This is a genomic window from Actinophytocola sp. NPDC049390 (genome assembly GCF_044466355.1).
Classification (GTDB): Bacteria; Actinomycetota; Actinomycetes; order Mycobacteriales; family Pseudonocardiaceae; genus Actinophytocola.
This window is the reverse complement of the sequence record NZ_JBITMQ010000018.1, coordinates 1-18,304: the sequence shown is the minus strand read 5'-3', so window position 1 is coordinate 18,304 and position 18,304 is coordinate 1. Positions and strand designations below refer to the sequence as shown.

Annotated in this window: 19 protein-coding genes; 8 read left to right on the top strand and 11 right to left on the bottom strand. The window is 64.7% G+C overall.

What is annotated here, in order from left to right; translation table 11 throughout:
• Nucleotides 1–215 precede the first annotated feature (215 nt).
• The 5 genes from ACIBVP_RS38185 (at nt 216) to ACIBVP_RS38165 (ending at nt 5,565) form a co-directional block, all read left to right on the top strand.
• Nucleotides 216–866 carry a hypothetical protein gene (locus ACIBVP_RS38185; protein WP_396111368.1) on the top strand — a complete coding sequence of 217 codons (651 nt, stop codon included), beginning with the start codon at nt 216–218 and terminating at the stop codon, nt 864–866.
• Between the two features lie 636 nt (nt 867–1,502).
• The gene (locus ACIBVP_RS38180; protein WP_396111367.1) at nt 1,503–2,657 is read left to right on the top strand and encodes a glycosyltransferase 87 family protein; all 1,155 of its coding nucleotides are present in this window, start codon (nt 1,503–1,505) and stop codon (nt 2,655–2,657) included.
• A gap of 10 nt (nt 2,658–2,667) precedes the next feature.
• Nucleotides 2,668–3,861 (top strand): 5-(carboxyamino)imidazole ribonucleotide synthase, encoded by a 1,194-nt coding sequence (locus ACIBVP_RS38175; protein ID WP_396111366.1) that lies wholly within the window; start codon nt 2,668–2,670, stop codon nt 3,859–3,861.
• Nucleotides 3,862–3,864: 3 nt separating this feature from the next.
• Complete coding sequence (gene purE, locus ACIBVP_RS38170) at nt 3,865–4,383, top strand: 5-(carboxyamino)imidazole ribonucleotide mutase (RefSeq protein ID WP_396111365.1); 519 nt, start codon at nt 3,865–3,867, stop codon at nt 4,381–4,383.
• Nucleotides 4,384–4,419: 36 nt separating this feature from the next.
• Entirely contained in the window at nt 4,420–5,565 is a 1,146-nt protein-coding gene (locus ACIBVP_RS38165) for an acyl-CoA dehydrogenase family protein (RefSeq protein ID WP_396111364.1), read from the top strand.
• 103 nt (nt 5,566–5,668) lie between these two features.
• On the opposite strand, the gene ACIBVP_RS38160 is transcribed toward ACIBVP_RS38165, so the two are convergent.
• The 11 genes from ACIBVP_RS38160 to ACIBVP_RS38110 all read right to left on the bottom strand — a co-directional run bounded on the left by ACIBVP_RS38160 (nt 5,669) and on the right by ACIBVP_RS38110 (nt 14,448).
• The gene (locus ACIBVP_RS38160) at nt 5,669–7,174 is read right to left on the bottom strand and encodes a hypothetical protein (protein WP_396111363.1); all 1,506 of its coding nucleotides are present in this window, start codon (nt 7,172–7,174) and stop codon (nt 5,669–5,671) included.
• Between the two features lie 38 nt (nt 7,175–7,212).
• Nucleotides 7,213–8,445 (bottom strand): tyrosine-type recombinase/integrase, encoded by a 1,233-nt coding sequence (locus ACIBVP_RS38155; RefSeq protein WP_396111362.1) that lies wholly within the window; start codon nt 8,443–8,445, stop codon nt 7,213–7,215.
• A 29-nt stretch (nt 8,446–8,474) separates the two neighbouring features.
• Nucleotides 8,475–8,660 (bottom strand): helix-turn-helix domain-containing protein, encoded by a 186-nt coding sequence (locus ACIBVP_RS38150; protein WP_396111361.1) that lies wholly within the window; start codon nt 8,658–8,660, stop codon nt 8,475–8,477.
• A gap of 15 nt (nt 8,661–8,675) precedes the next feature.
• The gene (locus ACIBVP_RS38145) at nt 8,676–10,271 is read right to left on the bottom strand and encodes a replication initiator (protein WP_396111360.1); all 1,596 of its coding nucleotides are present in this window, start codon (nt 10,269–10,271) and stop codon (nt 8,676–8,678) included.
• Nucleotides 10,271–10,702, bottom strand: coding sequence for a hypothetical protein (locus tag ACIBVP_RS38140; protein WP_396111359.1), 432 nt, complete (start codon nt 10,700–10,702; stop codon nt 10,271–10,273). The genes ACIBVP_RS38145 and ACIBVP_RS38140 overlap by 1 nt, the downstream gene beginning before the upstream one ends.
• Before the next feature lie 28 nt (nt 10,703–10,730).
• Nucleotides 10,731–12,329, bottom strand: coding sequence for an FtsK/SpoIIIE domain-containing protein (locus tag ACIBVP_RS38135; RefSeq protein WP_396111358.1), 1,599 nt, complete (start codon nt 12,327–12,329; stop codon nt 10,731–10,733).
• Nucleotides 12,330–12,657: 328 nt separating this feature from the next.
• Nucleotides 12,658–13,143 (bottom strand): helix-turn-helix domain-containing protein, encoded by a 486-nt coding sequence (locus tag ACIBVP_RS38130; RefSeq protein WP_396111551.1) that lies wholly within the window; start codon nt 13,141–13,143, stop codon nt 12,658–12,660.
• Nucleotides 13,144–13,196: 53 nt separating this feature from the next.
• On the bottom strand, nt 13,197–13,415 hold the full coding sequence (locus ACIBVP_RS38125; protein WP_396111357.1) for an AMED_5909 family protein: 219 nt from the start codon (nt 13,413–13,415) through the stop codon (nt 13,197–13,199).
• Between the two features lie 29 nt (nt 13,416–13,444).
• Nucleotides 13,445–13,738: a hypothetical protein gene (locus ACIBVP_RS38120; RefSeq protein WP_396111356.1), complete on the bottom strand. Its 294-nt coding sequence runs from the start codon at nt 13,736–13,738 to the stop codon at nt 13,445–13,447.
• 3 nt (nt 13,739–13,741) lie between these two features.
• Nucleotides 13,742–14,023 (bottom strand): hypothetical protein, encoded by a 282-nt coding sequence (locus tag ACIBVP_RS38115; protein WP_396111549.1) that lies wholly within the window; start codon nt 14,021–14,023, stop codon nt 13,742–13,744.
• Nucleotides 14,024–14,028: 5 nt separating this feature from the next.
• A complete protein-coding gene (locus ACIBVP_RS38110; RefSeq protein ID WP_396111355.1) occupies nt 14,029–14,448 on the bottom strand; it encodes a plasmid replication, integration and excision activator in 420 nt (139 codons plus the stop codon).
• A gap of 195 nt (nt 14,449–14,643) precedes the next feature.
• On the opposite strand from ACIBVP_RS38110, the gene ACIBVP_RS38105 reads away from it, so the two are divergent.
• The 3 genes from ACIBVP_RS38105 to ACIBVP_RS38095 all read left to right on the top strand — a co-directional run bounded on the left by ACIBVP_RS38105 (nt 14,644) and on the right by ACIBVP_RS38095 (nt 18,130).
• Complete coding sequence (locus ACIBVP_RS38105; RefSeq protein WP_396111354.1) at nt 14,644–15,486, top strand: GntR family transcriptional regulator; 843 nt, start codon at nt 14,644–14,646, stop codon at nt 15,484–15,486.
• Nucleotides 15,483–16,187 (top strand): HAD family hydrolase, encoded by a 705-nt coding sequence (locus ACIBVP_RS38100; RefSeq protein WP_396111353.1) that lies wholly within the window; start codon nt 15,483–15,485, stop codon nt 16,185–16,187. The genes ACIBVP_RS38105 and ACIBVP_RS38100 overlap by 4 nt, the downstream gene beginning before the upstream one ends.
• Nucleotides 16,188–16,339: 152 nt before the next feature.
• A complete protein-coding gene (locus tag ACIBVP_RS38095; protein ID WP_396111352.1) occupies nt 16,340–18,130 on the top strand; it encodes a DUF262 domain-containing protein in 1,791 nt (596 codons plus the stop codon).
• Nucleotides 18,131–18,304 lie beyond the last annotated feature (174 nt).

Below are 18,304 nucleotides of genomic sequence, written 5' to 3'. Positions count from 1 at the left end.
CGACGGGCACGGCGGAGGGATGAACGACAGTGACAGTACGTGAGGCCGACCCGCGCTCACATCGTGGCGATGCGGAGGGTACTGGTTACGACCTTCGTACCCTGCGTACCCGATGGCGCACAGCGAGCATCGCGGCCGGGTGGCGATTCCCGAGTGACTGGGGCGTACCCGAGGTGGACGAGGTCTGCCTGTCCGCGGTACGCAGGGGAGATCTGATGAAGGCGCTGTCCGGGCTGGGCCGGGCACGCGCCGAGGCTGGTGCCGGGCTGGACGAGACGCTGACCGACATCGCCGCGCTGCACGCGGTGCTGACGAACGTCGACGTCCGTGACGGCCTCATCGCCACCGACCCCAACGCGGCGCCGACCAGGCTCGTGCGAGCGGCGGCGCTCGCGTGGGCGGAGGCGTCCTTCGGGGAGCTGCGGAACGCGGAGACGACGGAGAACCTGACCAACCTGGCGACGCTGGCGTACCTGCGGACGCGGCTGAGCGAGGTCTACCGGCAGGCCACGCGGCTCGGGGTGCCGGCGGCGGAGACCCACGCGCTACTCGTGGTGACCCTGGACCTGTCCGCGGTCACGGGCTGGGCGCGCCTGATGGCGATGGTCCTGTTAGCGGACGCGCTGCGGGAGGTCTTCGACGGCGGCGAGAGCATCGCACTCCTCGGCCCGTCGGTGGCCGCGGTACTGGCGGAACGCGACCCGGGCTTCGGCGACCGCGCACTGAGCGCCGGCTGGCTGATCACGGAACGCCTGGCAGTGGACCCCCAACTCAAGTCCACGAACCGCCCGATAGTCCGCCTGGAACGCCTCCCAGCCACCCAGGAAGAAGCCCGAACCCTCCTCCACTCAATAAGCCGCGCGTAACCCCGCGAGTCACGCCCCCAGACACACCGAGTTGTCGGTTTCGTGCATGTCCCACGGAGGTGGGGCGCACGCACGAAACCGACAACTCGCTGTGTTCGAGCGCGCGACTCGCGGGTGTGTGTCTTTCGCGAGTCGCGTTCCCGGGCGTACTGAGTTGTCGGTTTCGTGCATGTTGTGTGGGTGGGGTGTGTGCACGAAACCGGCAACTCGTTGTGTTCGGGGGCGTGATTCGCGGGTGTGTGTGTCTCGCGAGTCGCGTTCCCGGGTGTACTGAGTTGTTGGTTTCGTGCATGTCGTGTGGGGTGGATGCACGCACGAAACCGACAACTCAACGTGTCCGAAAACGCGACTCGCGGGTGTGTGTGTCTCGCGAGTCGCGTTCCCGGGCGTACTGAGTTGTTGGTTTGTGCATGTCGCGTGGGGTGGGTGTGTGCACGGGAGCGGCGGCTCGTTGTGTTTGGGGGCGTGACTTGCGGGGGCTTGTGGGGGTGTGGGGTGGGGTGGGTGGGGGCGTGGTTTGCTCTTGCGGTGCCGGTTGATGTTCTGGGGCGTCGAGGGTGGGTTTTCGAGGCTGTGCGGCGGTTGTTCGCGCGGCCTTGGTTGGTTGTCGCGCTTTTTGCTGTGCCTGCTGTGGTGGTGGCTGCTGGGGTTGTCAGCTGGGTCATCGACTGGCGGCTTGGGGTGGACAGTGCTGTCTACCGGTCGGGGGCTGTTGCCCTGCTGACCGGGGAACCGCTCTACGACAACATGTTTCTCTCCGCCGAGCCGCCCTGGGCTCGGCTTCCCTTCACCTACCCGCCCACCAGCACCCTGCTGTTCGTGCCGCTCGCGCTCTTCCCGACGCAGGTGTCCTGGGGGTTGCTCGGCGCGCTGTCCGTGCTCGCGCTCGCGACCGTCGTCCGTGTCGCCATCCAGAACGTGCCCACCCGGCCCACGTGGATGGCGCCCGCGCAGACGACCGTCGTCGTCACCGTGCTCGCGCTGGGACTCGAGCCCGTCTGGCGCACGCTGTTCCTCGGACAGATCAACCTGATCCTGATGGCGCTCGTGGTCGTCGACGTGCTCGTCCTCGGCCGCTCCCGGCACTTCGGCGGCGTGCTCGTCGGTGTCGCGGCCGCGGTGAAGCTCACGCCGCTGGTCTTCGTGCCGCACCTGTGGTTCACCGGCCGCCGTATGGACGCCGTCCGCGCGGTCGTCACGTTCGCGCTGCTCCAGCTGCTGATCTTCGCGATCATCCCGCACGACGTCCTGAAGTTCCTCACCGTCACCGACCCGGAACGCACCGGGCCGACGTTCTGGGCGGGCAACCAGGGCCTCAACGGGCTCGTCCAGCGCCTCTCCGACCTGTCCCCGTGGTCGAACGAGATCTCCTTCGCCATCGGCGCGGTCCTCGCGATCCCCGCGTTCGTCATCGCCCGCCGCTTCCACCGCGCCGGTCAACCACTGCCCGCGCTGCTGGTCACCGCGTTCTTCGGGCTGCTGTTCAGCCCGGTCAGCTGGTCGCACCACTGGGTGTGGATCGTGCCGCTGCTGGTCTACCTGCTGTCCCGCCTGCCCGAGCCGCTGCCGCACGGCTGGGCCCGGGTGCGGGCGCTCTCCGGGGTCGGCTCGATCGTGCTCGTGTTCGCGAGCTGTGTGTTGCTCATCATGCGCACGTCCGACCCGAACCGCCCCGCGGGCGAGAAACCCGAGCTGGAGTGGACTCCTCCCGAGGTGATCCTGGGCAGCGCGTACCTGCTGGTACCGCTCGTGGCGGGCGTCCTGGTGCTGGCCCGGTGGCGGCGCGGATAGATTGACCTGCGTGGACACTCGTACCGGCTTGCCGATCGTCGGCATGGTGGGTGGTGGGCAGCTCGCGCGCATGACCCACCAGGCGGCGATCGCGCTCGGCCAATCCCTGCACGTGCTCGCCGTGTCACCTGACGACCCCGCGTCGCTGGTGTCGCCGAACGTCACGCTCGGCTCGCACACCGACCTCGACGCGCTCGCCGCCTTCGCGAAGAGCTGCGACGTGCTCACGTTCGACCACGAACACGTCCCCGGCGAGCATCTCCGGGCGCTGGTCGACCAGGGCGTGCACGTCCGGCCCGGCCCGGACGCCCTGCTGCACGCGCAGGACAAGCTCGTCATGCGCCGCCGCCTCGGCGACCTCGGCCTGCCGATCCCGCCGTTCGCGGAGGTCACCAGCGTCGAGGACGTCGAGCGGTTCGCGGGCGAGCACGGCTGGCCGTGCGTGCTGAAGGCCGCGCGCGGCGGCTACGACGGCCGCGGCGTGTGGATGCTGAACGGCGCCCACAGCGCCGGTGACCTGGTGCCGAAGCTGCTCGAGGCGGGCACCCCGCTGCTGGTGGAGCAGCGGGTCGCGATGCGCCGTGAGCTGGCCGCGCTGGTCGTGCGGTCGCCGTTCGGGCAGGGCGGGGTGTGGCCGGTCGTCGAGACCGTGCAGTCCAACGGCATCTGCGTCGAGGTTCTCGCGCCCGCGCCGGACCTGTCCGAGGCGGACACCGAGGTCGCGCAGGACCTGGCGCTTCGGATCGCGTCCGAGCTGGGCGTCGTCGGCGTGCTGGCGGTCGAGCTGTTCGACACCGCCGACGGCCTGCTGGTCAACGAGCTGGCCATGCGCCCGCACAACTCCGGGCACTGGACCATCGAGGGCGCGCGGACCTCGCAGTTCGAGCAGCACCTGCGCGCCGTGCTCGACTACCCGCTGGGCGCGACCGACGTCATGGCCCCCGCCGTGGTCATGGCGAACGTGCTCGGCGCCCCGGACGCGCCCGCGATGAGCCCCGACGAGCGGCTGCACCACCTGCTCGCCCGGTTCCGCGACGCGCACGTGCACTACTACGGCAAACAGGAACGTCCCGGCCGCAAGATCGGCCACGTGACGATGCTCGGGGCGTCGATGGCCGACGTGCGGGAACGGGCCAAGCTCGCCGCGCACTGGTTGTCCCACGCCGAATGGCTTGACGGATACGACATTCACGGTGGGAGTTGACGTATGGCGCCGCTCGTTGGCGTGATCATGGGGAGCGACTCGGACTGGCCGGTCATGAAGGCCGCGGCAGAGGCGCTGACCGAGTTCGAGGTGCCCTACGAGGTCAGCGTGGTGTCCGCGCACCGCACGCCGCAGCGCATGCTCGACTACGCGCGTACCGCGGCCGACCGCGGCCTGAAGGTGATCATCGCGGGCGCGGGCGGGGCGGCCCACCTGCCGGGCATGGTGGCGTCGGCGACCACCCTGCCGGTGGTCGGTGTGCCGGTGCCGCTCAAGTACCTCGACGGCATGGACTCGCTGCTGTCGATCGTGCAGATGCCCGCCGGGATCCCGGTCGCGACGGTGTCCGTCGGCGGTGCCCGCAACGCCGGTCTGCTGGCGGTGCGCATGCTGTCGGTGGCCGACGAGAAGCTGCGGGACCGGCTGGCGCGGTTCGCCGCCGATCTAGAACAACTCGTGCTGGACAAGGACGCACGCTTGCGTGACGGGCTCGACACGTCCAGCCAAGCTAACGAGCGCTAACATCGAGGCCGTTGGTTCCACGTCAGGAGGTGTGCGGTGTACGAGCTGAGCGAGGAGCACGACGCGCTGCGGGAGGCTGTGCGCGCGCTCGCGGAGAAGGAGATCGCGCCGCACGCCGCTGAGGTCGACGAACAGGAGCGGTACCCGTCGGAGGCGCTGGACGCGCTGGTCAAGGCGGGTTTCCACGCGGTGCACGTGCCCGAGGAGTACGACGGTCAGGGCGCGGACGCGGTCGCGGCGTGCATCGTGATCGAGGAGGTCGCGCGGGTCGACGCGTCGGCGTCGCTGATCCCGGCGGTCAACAAGCTCGGCACGCAGCCGATCATCCTGTCCGGCGGCGAGGCGGTGAAGAAGCTGGTGCTGCCCGCCATCGCGTCGGGTGAGGCGTCGGCGTCGTACGCGCTGTCGGAGCGCGAGGCCGGCTCGGACACCGCGTCGATGCGCTGCCGTGCCGTGCTCGACGGCGGCAAGTGGGTGCTGAACGGCACGAAGTGCTGGATTACCAACGCGGGCGAGTCGTCGTGGTACACGGTCATGGCCGTGACCGACCCCGACGCGCCGAAGAAGGCCAACGGGATCTCCGCGTTCGCCGTGCACAAGGACGACCCGGGCTTCTCCGTGGGCCCGAAGGAGCGCAAGCTGGGCATCAAGGGCAGCCCGACGCGCGAGATCTACTTCGAGAACTGCGAGATCCCCGAGGACCGCATCATCGGTGAGCCGGGCACCGGGCTGAAGACGGCGCTGCGGACGCTGGACCACACCAGGCCGACGATCGGTGCGCAGGCCCTGGGCATCGCACAGGGCGCGCTCGACGCGTCCATCACCTACGTCAAGGACCGCAAGCAGTTCGGCCAGAGCATCGCCGACTTCCAGGGCGTCCAGTTCATGCTGGCCGACATGGGCATGAAGATCGAAGCGGCCCGGCACCTGGTGTACGCGTCGGCGGCGGCCACCGAGCGCGGCGACAAGCGCGCGGGCTTCATGGCCTCGGCGGCGAAGACGTACGCGTCCGACATCGCGATGGAGGTCACGACGGACGCCGTGCAGCTGTTCGGCGGCGCCGGCTACACGAAGGACTTCCCGGTGGAACGCATGATGCGCGACGCCAAGATCACCCAGATCTACGAGGGCACGAACCAGATCCAGCGCATGGTGATGGCCCGCGCCCTGCTCAGGGGCTAGATCACCGATCTTGGCAGGATGGCGGCTCGAGATGTGTTCATGATCAGGCCGTCTCCAGGCCGTTAGGCATTGGACTGACGTTGTGGCAACCCCGTGGGTGCAATCAGGAAGTTGGTCTACTATGCCTTCCGGTCTGGCGCGCACGAACTAATGCCTCTTGAATGAATTCCGCAGGAAGTTGTGCTTCTTCAAATATCGATCGCATATCCAGCTTCTTGAATACCAGCCAAAGTAGAAATGAGCGGTCAACAATATTGATAGTCCCTGAGCTGTGGTCGTAGTCCAATACGATGGGTCTGACTCCGTGGGTTAGCTGTCGCTGGGTCAGTGAGTTCAGTGCTCTCGTCAGAGAGGCTTCGTCAACTTGTGCTCCGGGTCGATGAGTATTGATAAAATCCCGCAACTCTGACCGACGGACACCGGCAGAGAGTTGATCTACATCACTAACTAGGATGGCGGCAATAATCCACTTGTGAATGTCTGTTTGCGAACGTCCTTTGTCTGCTACATGAGCAATCATTCGAAGAAATCGGGATGACATCGAATCAACGATGTCCGCTACAGCGGCCTGGACATCGAATCCTTTCCCAACCGTGGGGCGTCCGCCGCCTTGGTCGCTCACTACCCCGGAACGTTGGCACGCGCTGTAGCAAATTTCTTGAACAATCCAGACGCTGTTCCGCGATTCCCTTATAAGTGAATCAGAAAAAGAGGGATCGAAGTCGAGGCCGATGATGTCCGCACCGGTCTTGATAACCTCAGCTAGGCTTTCAGGAGTCCAGTTATCAACATTGATGGATTCGATACGTCCACTGAGGTCTCCATTGAATTGGATTAGCCTGTTGCGATCTAGCCATACGCCGACGATCACCACTTGGATTTGACCGGAGTCGTGGTAGGCCTTAAGTGCGACCGAAAAGTCTTGCTGAGTCGACGGCTGCAAATAGTGAAAATCTTCAAGTACGACAATCTTGTCGAACTGTGCATCTCGCAGCGCGGCGATGACATCGTTGGCATCAGAAGGGTCGAGTGTAAGATGTTCGACGGTTCGCTCGATCTGTTGAGCGCGACCAGCCTCGCCCGCTGCTTCGGCGGTAATCTCTAAGGTCTTAAGTAGTTGAATTTTGCCACCGACCTTGCCGGTGGCCTTTTGACTCGAATTTGAAGTGATCACCTCTTGTCGCACTTGGCGATATCCGGCTGCCTTTAAGATTTGTAAGTGTAGGTCGCTTAGTGACCAGTTTGCTGAGCAGGTTAGGGCTACGTGACCCGCGTCATCGCCAAGGTACTTCTTGCGCAGACAGGTTTTCCCCTGCTTGCTACTTCCGTGGATTACGACATGTTTTCTTCGGCTAAGCGCGGTAACCAATGCGTCGTCGACATTTATGCGAGGTGTGTAGTTGCGTGGAACGTCTACATTTACGCCAAAAACTTCTGACAAAAGTACTAAGTCGTCGATACTGTTTTCGAGGGATCTGATCTCGGCGTGAACTGTGTTGTAGTTTTGAACGACGCGGTCGGCATAAATAAAGTGTCCGCCGTCGGTGCGAGGCGTGGAGATATGCTTCTGGGTCTCGGCTTCCTTGTGTCTGTCCGATTTTTCCCGCACTCTTGCACTCTCCTGCCAGCCACGATGCCGCCATGAACTCAGACCACCATACGTGCATCGCCGAACACCGTGTCGACGGCCAGCCGTGCCCGTGTGTGACTGGACGGCACCAGGTGCGTGTAGACGCGCAGGGTGAACCCGGGGTCAGCGTGCCCGAGGTAGGTCGCAAGCTCCTTGATCGACACGCCCTGCGCGAGCAGGGTCGACGCGTAGAAGTGCCGTAGCGCGTGCATGCCGTCGACCTGCTTCGCACGGGTGAGCTTGGCCGTGCGGAAGGCTCCTTCCCAGATGGTCTTGGTGAATAGGTCGCCGGAGTAGAGCCGCCCGTCTTCCCCGGTCGCGAGGAGTCGAACGGTCGTCGGGTCGCCGGTCGGTTTCCGCCAGGGGGCCGTGACGGTCGTCGCTGGGTGGTCGGCGAGGTGCCCGCGGATCTCGGCGAGCACGCCGGGCGACAGCGGCACTGTCCGTGTCTTGTTGCCCTTCGGGAGAGCGAACACCAACGTCCGATCCACCGTGCGGAGCTGTCGCCGGACGTGCAGCAGCATCGATTCCTCGTCGATGTCGTCCGGCGAGAGGCCAAGGATCTCACCCTGCCGCAGGCCGAGCCCGGCCCCGATCACGACCGTGATCCGCCACCGCTCTTCCATGCCATCCCGAACGGCCTGGACGCGGTCCACCGGCCAGATGTCCTTGACCTCGACGGCCGGACTCGTTGGCCGACGAATCGTCTTGGCCTTGCACGGGTTGTCGCGGATCAGCTTGTCGTCCACCGCCGAGTCCATGACCCCGGTGACGACGCTGAACAGGACCACCTTATAGTTGTCGGCCTGGTCCTGGATCACGCCGAGCCAATCCCGGATCGTGCTCGGCGTGATCTTTCCGATCGGGAGGTCGCCGAGGTGCGGAAGGATCTGACTCCGCAGTCGGCTACGCAGAATCTCCCGCGTAGCGGGGTCGTCGGACTGCCCCTTGATCCAGTTGTCGGCCTGGACCTGGAACGTCACCCGAGCCGACTTCGGGTCGATATAGCGTCCTTCCCGCTTGTCATTCTCGATGCCGATCAGGAAGTCTTCGGCCTGTTTCTTCTGCCGATCCGGGAAGGACCTGGATCTTTCCAGGCCGTCCGGGTTGATGTACCGAACGCGGTATCGATCTCCGGTGCCGTGGAGTTCGGTCTTCTCCATCACCTGCTTGCCACGTGCGTTCAGCACGGGTTTGCCGGTCTCCGGGTCCTTCTTCGGCCTGTACCAGCGGTCTTGGATGTGTGCCATGACGAGCCCCTTTGTGGTTGCCGAAAAGTTCAGGCCGCAGCGGTGGCCCAGGCGCGGACAGCCACCGGGTCATAGCGCAGGTGACGGCCGATCTTGCGTACGGGCGGACCTTCGCCACGCCATTTCCACTGGTAGAGGGTCTTGACCGGCACGCCGAGGTAGGCGGACACCTCATCGACCGTCCACAGCGGATCAATCTTGCTTACGTTGCTCATCCCCGGATCCCCCGTTCAAGCCGCTTGCGGTTGAGTTGCCGAAAGATCGGGTGGACTCGCCGCTAGTAGCGCCTTGTCGTATTCGGCTCTCCACTTGATCCGTTCGGCGATCGCGTGCATGAGCAGGTGGTCGCGTGGCGGAAGGCCGGGATCACCGGGCTGCACCTTCTGCCACACCAGCCGCGACCGATCCGGCTCAGGCTTGGAGATGCCCACCGCGGCCAGCGACTCCAGGACGAACGCCTTCCTGTCGGCCCGGTGGTCAGCGAGCGTCTTCCCGGACCACTTCCGCGACACCAGCACGCGCCGACCAGGCAGGCCGAGCGTGGTCCGCCGATGCGCCCTCCCCTTGCAGTGGCCGGGATGGGTGCGCGAGTTGGTGCCTAGCGGTTCGATGCCGTAGAGCAGCCAGACCGCGCAGCGCGGCGAGCACGGGGTGACGCGCAGCTCGTCGTGCAGCCGGTCGTGATGCTGGCGTTGACGGTCGGTGGCGGCCTCGATGACCTCACCGGTGGACTTGGTGAGGTACTTGGTCAGGTAGCCGATGTGCCGTCCGGCTTCCTGCGAGCCGCCGAGGATGCCCTTGGAGTGCACCTGCCGTCCGAACGAGACGACGTGCGCGGGTTCGTCCAGGTCGTCCACGGCGTCCGCCCAGGCCGTGAGCGGCTGCCGGGTGTCCGGGTCGACGAACTGTTCGCCGTCCCACACGGGCAGGTGGTTGCCGTCGTAGACCAGCTCGTCATGCTGCGGCCACCACACCTGGTGATACGTGGCTGCCGTGACCTGCCGCAGCACCTCATGCGGCACCGACCCACGCACAGCGGCGTGCAGGTGCGGTGTGCAGCGCTTCTGCGGCTCGACGGTCGCGAAGTACTGAACATCCCAACCGACGACACGGCGAAGGTTCTGCCACCACCGATCCACCAGCGCGGCGAAGTGCACCGCGTCCCGAGCGGCCCGCCGGTAGTCGTAGCTCGTCGGGTCGACGGGGGTGCCGTCGTCGCGGACGCGGCCGTAGCTGTCGAGGGTGAGCGTGACGAACATGGACGGCCGGAACCGGCCCGCGTACTCCCGGCCCACAGTGCGCTTCTCGACTCGTCGCCGAGGCAGCTCCGGTGCGTCCTGCCGTCGCTTGGTCGAGCGCTTCGGCGACCGCTTGCCCGGACCGTCCGGGTTGGGCAGACGGCCGCGCATGCCCAGTTGCCGAAGTTCCTCGTCCACGGAGCGGATCTCGTCGTGCAGCTCGTCGGCCTCCACGGCACCGGCCACCGCGGCTTGCTGGTAGGCCGCCACCAGATCCGCACGGAACTCGAGGAGCGCCGTGTGGTCGTCGCTGGGCTTGTCCGGTGTGAAGTCGGGTTCCTCGGTCATGTGCCAGCCCTCGCGGCACTGGGCCATCCGCAGCGCCCGAGCCTTCCGCGCGCATGGTCCGCACACGGATTCCACGGTTGAGCCGCAGGGGACCGGGACGTAGCGGAGTTCGCCGGTGTCCAGGTCGCCGACCTCCATCGTGAACGGCCGGACACAGACGCCGTGCTGCTCTGCCGTCGCGATGATCACGTCGGCAGCGAGGGGTTGTTTCATCCGCTGTGCGCGGGTGCCTGTGGTCATTAGGCCACCTCCCGCTCGTGCTGTCCGTGCTCGCGGAGCAGGCCGACGAGGGTGTACAGCTCGTCGAGGGAGACACCTTCGCGCTCGTCGAGGTCGAGGGTGACGAGGCCGCAGCACTCGGCGAAGGGTCCGCCGCCGTAGATCGTGAGGACGGTGCCGCCGGCGGTTCGGCCGTTCACGCGGACGTGCAGGCGGTCTTCGGGTGTGCGTGACCAGGAGGCGGTCAGGTCGGACAGGGTGTAAGCCCAGACGAGGATGTTGCCGAGCCGGGATGCCACGTCGAGGCCACCATGGGGCTGGACCATGATCTCTCGCGTGGAGGGCATGAGGTTCAGCGACACGGGGTCGGGCAGGTTCCGGCCGAGGACGTGGGACCGGTAAGCGCCGATCAACGAGTCCATGGTGGACGGCGTGGTCAAGACAGCGTTCATCGCGAGAAGTCCTTTCAAGACAATGGGTTTAGGCCGCGCCGCCGGGCGCGTTGTCGCGTGCACTGCGGAAGGCAGGGAAGGTGTGGACCGTGCCGGGCCGACTCGGCGGAGTGGTGCCGGTGACGAAGGCTTCGAGGTCTTTGATTACCTCGTCGGGCACCCAGCCGCCGCGTACGCGCAGGGGTTCGCGGATGCCTTCGCCGAACAGGTAGCCGACGCCGGGTTCGCCTTCGCCGATGCGGTTGGCCCACGCGCCGCGTTCGTAGGCTTGGTCGCCGAGGACCATGCCGACGTGCGACTTGGTGGCCACGCGGAGGCAGATGCGGCGGGGGAACAGCTCCCGGACGGGGACGGTGTCTTTGGTGGGTTCCTGGACGTAGCCGCGCACGGTGCAGCCCAGCGCCCGCCCCTGGGTGGTCAGCAGCGCCACCCGCTCCGTGATCGCTTCCCGCAGCTTGCGGTCCCCGATGTAGCGGATCAACGCGCCGATCTCGTCGAACTCCACGATCTCTAGCGGGTGCTCACGCGAGATCGGCACGGACCGCAGCCGCCCGGCGAACTCGGCTTTGCGCCGGTCCATGACGCCGATGAGGTCATCCAGCAGCGCCAGCGCGTCTTTGCCGGTGACCGCGTAGCGGTGGAAGATCCGGCGGCCATACGCCAGCTCCATCCCCTTGGGGTCGATGCCGGACACCCGGACCAGACCGTCACGGATGGCCGGGGCGATGGACACCAGTGGGCACCACATCTGCGCGCCCTTGCCCGCGCCGGTCACCCCGGCGTGGAGGGTGTGCGAGCCGGTGAGGGACTGGTGCCAGTCGACGCCGTAGTCGGTGCGTCCGCTCCACACCTTGGTGAGGTCGATGTCGGTGCCGGGCACGTCGGCCAGGTCGGCGAGGTCGATGCAGTGCACGGTCTGCGCGAGGAGGTTACGCCGCTGGAAGTCGATCGACACGACGTTCGGCGACAGCTCCCGCACCTGGCACCGCGTCACCCCACGAGCCACCGCGAGCGCGCGAGCGGCGTCGTCGAAGTCCTCGGGTTTCTGGCCGGGCACGAGCCGCACCCGTACCTCATCCCACGACGCTCCTGACCGCACCCGCAGCACCTTCGGCACCTGGTCCGCCCGCTGCTTGGGCTGACGCCGAACCTTGTTACGCCCCAACGGGTTCGCGGTGACCACGATCGGCCGGTCCGCATCCAGCACGGTCAGACCGCAGGCACGCAACCAACCGGGCAGCTTCCGCGCGTACACGGCCCAGCGCTGCCACCACGACCGCAGCCAACGGCCCGCCCAGGTCTCGAACGAGAGCCGGTGACGCCACCGCCACACCAGCAGCACAACGGCGACGGCCAGGAGGGTGCCGGTGACGGGCAGCCAGCCCCACCACCACAGCCACCCGGCGAGGAGGGTGCCGCCGAGTGTGGTGCGCCAGTGGGTCACCGCAGCCTTGACCACGAAGTACACCGTCTTGACCAGCAACCACACGGCGACGAGCACCATCGCGACTGTCGCCAGGGCTTCCAGGACCGCCGTCAGTGCGCGACCGATCTTGTTCAGCAGCCATACGACGACCGCGATCGCACCACCGGCGAGCGCGAGCGTTGCGATAGCTTGCGCGTTCATCGGCGCTCACCCCGCTTCGGGGCGAACTCCAGGGCGAGCATGCCCGCGCACCGCGCGCAGCGGGTCTCGCCAGCCAGCAGCCGAGCGAAACGCCGACACCGGGCGCACCGCGTTCGGGTGACCCCCTCTGGCGCACGCACAGGACATGGTTCTAACCTGTTCACTGTCTACCTCCGGGTGGACAGCGCAGGAGCGGAAAAGGTTGCCAGACCGAGAGATTCCGCTTCTGCGCCTACGGGATCAGCGACCCGCACCAAGGCGTGCGCCATCGCCACACGACCCCGCGTGTGTTGTGTCTACTCAGGAATTAGTTGTTGAACGTCTGCGTCTACTGCGGCCGCTCGTCCGGGTTCTCCTCGTCCTCGATGTCACCGGGCGGCGGGGTGAACTGGGCCAGGTACTCGGCCAGTTCCCGGTGTGAACAGCCCGCGAACAGTGCGAGGTTGCGCACAACCTTGACGTCGATCTCCGCGACCCCGTGCGGGTTCTCGATGAGGGCGTTGCGTGCCCACTGGATCATCGGCCGGAACTTGCCCCGGCCTGCGCCGTCATGGTTCAGCAGCGCGGGCAGGTCGACGTGCAACGTCAGCTGGTCCAGGTGCCGACGTGCTCGCTGGAGCCCGCGTGCGACAACCGTCGCCGGATCGACCTCCAGGGCCTCGGCCAGCTCAGTCAAGCGGGACAGGGTCAGCTGACGGACGCCGTGCTCATACGCGAGAAGGGTCCTGTCACCGATACCTGACGGCAACCGCTTCACGAAGTGTGCGCGTGACCAGCCGCGAGCCTCACGTACGCGCCGCAACTCTTCGCCCACTGCCCGAGTGACCGCGGTTTCCAGTGACTCGGCCAACGCCTCCGTTGCCCCGGTCACTCGTCATCACCGTCTGGGTTGAGCCGGTGCTCGATCTCCCGAGCCCGCCTGATCGCGAACACCGCGTACTGCGACGCCTCCTGCCGATTCGGCACGTCGACCTTCGCCGCCGCCGCGTACACCTCCGCACTGCGCCGGTGAAACGCTGCCCACTCGGCAGGAGCCGCGTCATGGGCTGGCCTGCGTCGCCACAACACCTCATGCGCCTCAGCCACCGACGACGGCACGAGCTGACACCGACCCATCAGTACCCACCACCAGAATCACCGTCATCACCGGTCACCAGCCGATGTCGGGGCGCACGTTCCGGCGGAGCGGGTTCGCCGTCCGGGTCGATCTCGGCAGCCAGCTTCGCGGCCTCGCGCGCCAGCTCCCGGCAGAACTTCGCCAACACGAGCGTCCCGCCGGGGAACGGCGGCAACTGGATCGCGAGGTTCACCGGGTCCAGGTAGAGGACCAGCGCCGGTAGCTGCGGCGTGACCCGCATGAACGCGGCCGTCGCGTCATTGCCGGGCGAACACGACACGTTGAACGCCACTTCTCACAACTCCTTGCTTGGTGGTGGACCGATGCGGGCGGCTTCGACGACCGCGCGCCGGTCGAACTCCTCGGCGGCAACCGCAGCCGCGTGACGTGCCCACAGCGGGATGGCCAGCTCTCCGGCCAGACCCCGCCACGCTTCGGCCACGTCGTGATAGGCCCGAGCAAGACGGCGGATCGCTGCCACGTCTCTTGGCTTGGCGCGTTGAGCCGCGAACAGCGCCGCCGTCTGCTCGGCATAGGCGGTGTTCCAGCGGGCGACCGCTTCCCGAGACGCCCGCATGGTGATCACGCCGCCTTCGGCTCACGGGCCGGAGCAGGCTTGCGCGCCGTGCCGCCCGGCGCCTGCATGCCCTTGGCCCGGAAGCTGTGCGCGATCCGGCCCTTGTTGTTGGCGTAGGGCGTGATGGTCAGCCCGTCGAACTCGACCGGCGGGAACGGGAACCCCGGCAGCTTCTCGGGCGGCACCGGCTGGTGATCAGCCGTGATCTTGACCTTGAACTCGGCCCCGAACCTGGCCGCGTCCTCGTTGGCGTCCAGCGCACGGACGACCCATACGAGTTGACCGGTCTCCTTGTCCCGTTCCTGCTGCTTGGGTGCGTTGGCGTCCGCGGAGAAGGCCATGGACGGCTCCACACCCAGCACAAACGCACCGAACGGGAACACCTCCCCGAACTCCACCGCGAACCGCGTCGGAACAACTGGCATCTGCATGACTCCTGACGTCCGGCCTAGCTGGGCTAGGCAACCTGTACAAATCCAAGAGTAAGCCAGGCTGGCTAGACAAGTCAAGCGGTGGTCTGACGTGGCTAGCTCTCTAGGTCGCCTAGACAACACCAGCTACAGTTGTGCTGCCCGCTTTGCAGAGCTTTGCAGCACGCTTGTGCTGCCGGAGGAGGCGACATGGCGCTAGATCCGGACGACCCGCGTCCGCCATACGTGCAGGTCGCGAACGCCTTGCGCGCCGCGATCCTGACCAAGAAGTTCGCCGCTGGCGACAAGTTGCCGTCACGCCAGGAGCTGGCGAAGACGTACAACGTCGCGCCCATGACCATCCAGAACGCCCTACGCGAACTGCGCGAAGAAGGGCTGATCGTGTCCCGGCAGGGGAGCGGCGTGTTCGTGCGAGAGCGCACCGAACGCCCAGTCGGCCTCCGCCCCCACATCGAGCGCGCCTTCGAAGCTGAGGAAGTCACGATCGACTTCGCCGGGTTCTCCGGCGAGACCCTGCACGGAGCCATGCAAGAACCGCTGGACAAGATCCGCGTCGGCCGACTCCGCCCGAAGTCCATCGCCGTTCGCATCCTCATCCCGGACACGACAGCGCCGTTGGCGATCCCATGCCGCGCGGACGACCTCGGCGACAGCCCCGAGTTCCGCGCCCGCGCCACCCGGATCATGCACCGCTACGTCGGCGCGATCACCGACACCGTCAACGAGCTGGGCAGCCTGGGCCTGGTTGAGAACGCCAGCGCAACCGTCCACGTGCACCACGCCGCACCACTGTTCAAGCTCTACATCGTCAATGGCGAAGAAGCGTTCTTCGGTTTCTACCCTGTCCGCGAACACATCCTCACCCTCGGAGAACAACCCCAAACCATCTACGACCTCATGGGCAAAGACGCCGTCCTGTTCCACCACTCCGCCAACGACGACGACACCTCCACCGGCTCCCAATACGTCGACCAAGCCCGCACCTGGTTCGACAGCATGTGGAACACCGTCTCCACGGAGTTCACCCCGTGACCCCACCCATCGACGACCCCGAGGCACTACGGGAGATCCTCGCAACCACCGACGCCCTGCTTCTCGACTTCGACGGCCCTGTCTGCTCGCTGTTCGCTGGCCTTCCGGCACACGTCGTTGCCGACCAACTCCGTCAGGTCCTTGCCGCGGGCGGCCACTCCAAGCTTCCGCTGGACGTCGAGCAAGCCACGGACCCGTTCGTCGTGCTGTTCCACGCGGCGGCTCTGGGCGAGGAAGAGGTCCGCTACGTCGACGCCGCATTTCGTGCTCTGGAGGCAGACGCCGTTCGCAGCGCGAAGCCGACGGCCGGTAGTCACGACCTCCTCCGAGGCTGGAAGTTGACAGATCGACCGCTGGCCATCGTGAGCAACAACTCTGTCGCCGCTATTGCGGCCTACCTCGACTTCTACGACCTCCGCTCCGCCACGGACGTGATCGCCGCGCGAGCGAACGCGGACTCTGCTCTGCTCAAGCCGAACCCGCACCTGGTAGACAAGGCGATTACGATGCTCAAAGTGCAACCGGCCAGATGCACGCTCGTGGGCGACTCGCCGACTGACATTCAGGCAGCTCGTGCTGCCCACGCCCGCTCCGTCGGCTACGCGAACAAACCAGGCAAGACAGAGGCATTGTCGAACGCACAGCCGACTGCCATCACCACCACGATGATGCTCTTAACCGGCGCCTTTCGCGGGGATTAGTGCGACACGGGTCGTTGAAGCACGACAGAACCTCCTCGATCCGACACGATCAGGTAACCAGTTCAATGGGGTTGGCAGGAGGGACTCATGGTGGTATCACAATCCATGCGCCGATCGATCTCGACAGGGCTGAATTGAGGTAGAGGAACCACATGGCTGAGCTCAGCAGCAATCTGATAGTTCGTGGCGAAAATGTACAAACACTGTATAACAGCTATGTCAATAACTCGTTTGTTGTGAATCGACGCTATCAGCGCAAGCTTGTTTGGATTCTGCCGGAGAAGCAAGCGTTCATCGATTCGCTGCAGAAGCAATTGCCGGTCCCTCTAGTTCTAACCGCAGAACGGCTCGTCGACGAACAACCCGTATTCGAAATCATCGACGGCCTACAGCGACTGAATGCGATCTTCTCTTTCATCGAGAATGCCTATCCGCTCGATGGTAAATACTTCGACCTTGAAACGCTGGCAGAAACTAAGCTTCGAAGGGATGACGGCCTTCTTATTCAGCGTGAACCAAAGCTTGCGCGAACTGATTGCGTACGTATCGCAAACTACGTACTTCCCATGTCGACTTATCGGACTCCAGGCGAAGCCCTTGTGGAGGAAGTGTTTCGACGAATAAATTCGAATGGGCGCTATCTTTCGCGCCAAGAGATTAGACAAGCGGGCGCCGTTTCAAATTTTTCCGACCTAGTTAGGGAAGTGTCCTCCTTTATTCGCGGCGACTCGTCTATTCGAGACCTGGTTAAGTTGACGGCTATGCCGGCAATTAGCATTTCAAGTGACAAGGATGGGCAAGGGATATACATAGATGACGTATTCTGGGTGCGTCACAAAATTTTAGAGAAGGACCAGGTCCGCGAGTCACGAGATGAAGAGATCGTCGCCGACCTGCTAGCGACAATGATCCTCGATACGACACCGCGATATCACTCGGAAGTGCTAGATTCATACTACGGACTCACTGGAGTAGACACCTCTGAGCGACGGAGTGAGCGCGTCGAGACCGCGATACAGCGCGACAACCCTGAGCTAATCCGGCAACGATTCGAGTACGTGCACGGTGTTCTAGAAAAAATCTTGAAAACAGCTGGCAAGAATTTTGCCCAACTCGTCTTCAAATCTCCTAGGCAACGCGTTCCACGCTATTATGAGTCTATCTTCCTTGCTCTTTACACGCTGCTCATCAAGGAAAATCGTGAGATCATCAATCTGCCTCAGGTCATCAAATCACTAGATGGTTCGGGAGATCGGGTTCTAAATATTACGGGCGGTGGCGGCACATGGTCAGCTGAGAATAAGCGGATCAACATTGCAGCTGTCGCTGATCTGCTCCGAGACCACACGGCCCTTTCGAGTGGCGACCGAGATCTATTGCTTGAACCCAATGAGGCTAAGATTCAGCGTCTTTTGACTGCGGCCCTGGCAGAACACAGTCTCTTCGAACTTAAGCAAGGTCTACACAACCTTGACGCTGCAGCCGAACTAAACGAAAGACTGCTAGACCGTATCTTGCAAACTATCTCGGCAATCGCAAATGAAGGATCGAATGCAACAGGATATGTCATTATCGGAATCTCCGACGATAGAGAAGATGCGGAGCGCGTGAAGCATATCTACGACTTGCCGTTGATGTCTCAACATGGATTCTACATCACAGGTGTAGACAACGAGACGTCAAAGCACGGCGGTACTATCGACGGCTATCTTACATTCTTGACCGAACGGATCAAGAATTCCGAACTTGACCCGGAATTGGCGGCAAACGTTGTTAGGCAGATGAGGCCAGCCAGATACTACGGTCGCCTGGTTCTTATGTTACCGATTCATGCTCTTACCCATCCCGTCACGTACCGCGATAAATGGTACGAGCGCCAAGGTCCGAGCACCCGGGAAGTTCCTCCTCGTGAAGTCGGCCGCCTCTTCAACAGGTTCTCCTAGCATTCGGCCCTCGAGGTGAACCATCCCTCCTGGGCTGCCCGCCTGTTGGAGAAGAGTCTGCAGCGACGAGGAGCAGTGAGTTGTCTAGTCCCACCTGATGCTTGACGGTTCGATCCCAGGTGATGGTTGACGGTTGGCCTAGGTTTCATAGGGCACTCGTCTTGGGTCTGTGGG

Coding starts and splice junctions, on each gene's coding strand:
- ACIBVP_RS38105 (WP_396111354.1), top strand. CDS start 14,644: ATGGCGCTAGATCCGGACGACCCGCGTCCGCCATACGTGCAGGTCGCG.
- ACIBVP_RS38185 (WP_396111368.1), top strand. CDS start 216: ATGAAGGCGCTGTCCGGGCTGGGCCGGGCACGCGCCGAGGCTGGTGCC.
- ACIBVP_RS38145 (WP_396111360.1), bottom strand. CDS start 10,271: ATGACCACAGGCACCCGCGCACAGCGGATGAAACAACCCCTCGCTGCC.
- ACIBVP_RS38155 (WP_396111362.1), bottom strand. CDS start 8,445: ATGGCACACATCCAAGACCGCTGGTACAGGCCGAAGAAGGACCCGGAG.
- ACIBVP_RS38115 (WP_396111549.1), bottom strand. CDS start 14,023: ATGCGGGCGTCTCGGGAAGCGGTCGCCCGCTGGAACACCGCCTATGCC.
- ACIBVP_RS38140 (WP_396111359.1), bottom strand. CDS start 10,702: ATGAACGCTGTCTTGACCACGCCGTCCACCATGGACTCGTTGATCGGC.
- ACIBVP_RS38135 (WP_396111358.1), bottom strand. CDS start 12,329: ATGAACGCGCAAGCTATCGCAACGCTCGCGCTCGCCGGTGGTGCGATC.
- ACIBVP_RS38150 (WP_396111361.1), bottom strand. CDS start 8,660: ATGAGCAACGTAAGCAAGATTGATCCGCTGTGGACGGTCGATGAGGTG.
- ACIBVP_RS38110 (WP_396111355.1), bottom strand. CDS start 14,448: ATGCCAGTTGTTCCGACGCGGTTCGCGGTGGAGTTCGGGGAGGTGTTC.
- purE (WP_396111365.1), top strand. CDS start 3,865: ATGGCGCCGCTCGTTGGCGTGATCATGGGGAGCGACTCGGACTGGCCG.
- ACIBVP_RS38095 (WP_396111352.1), top strand. CDS start 16,340: ATGGCTGAGCTCAGCAGCAATCTGATAGTTCGTGGCGAAAATGTACAA.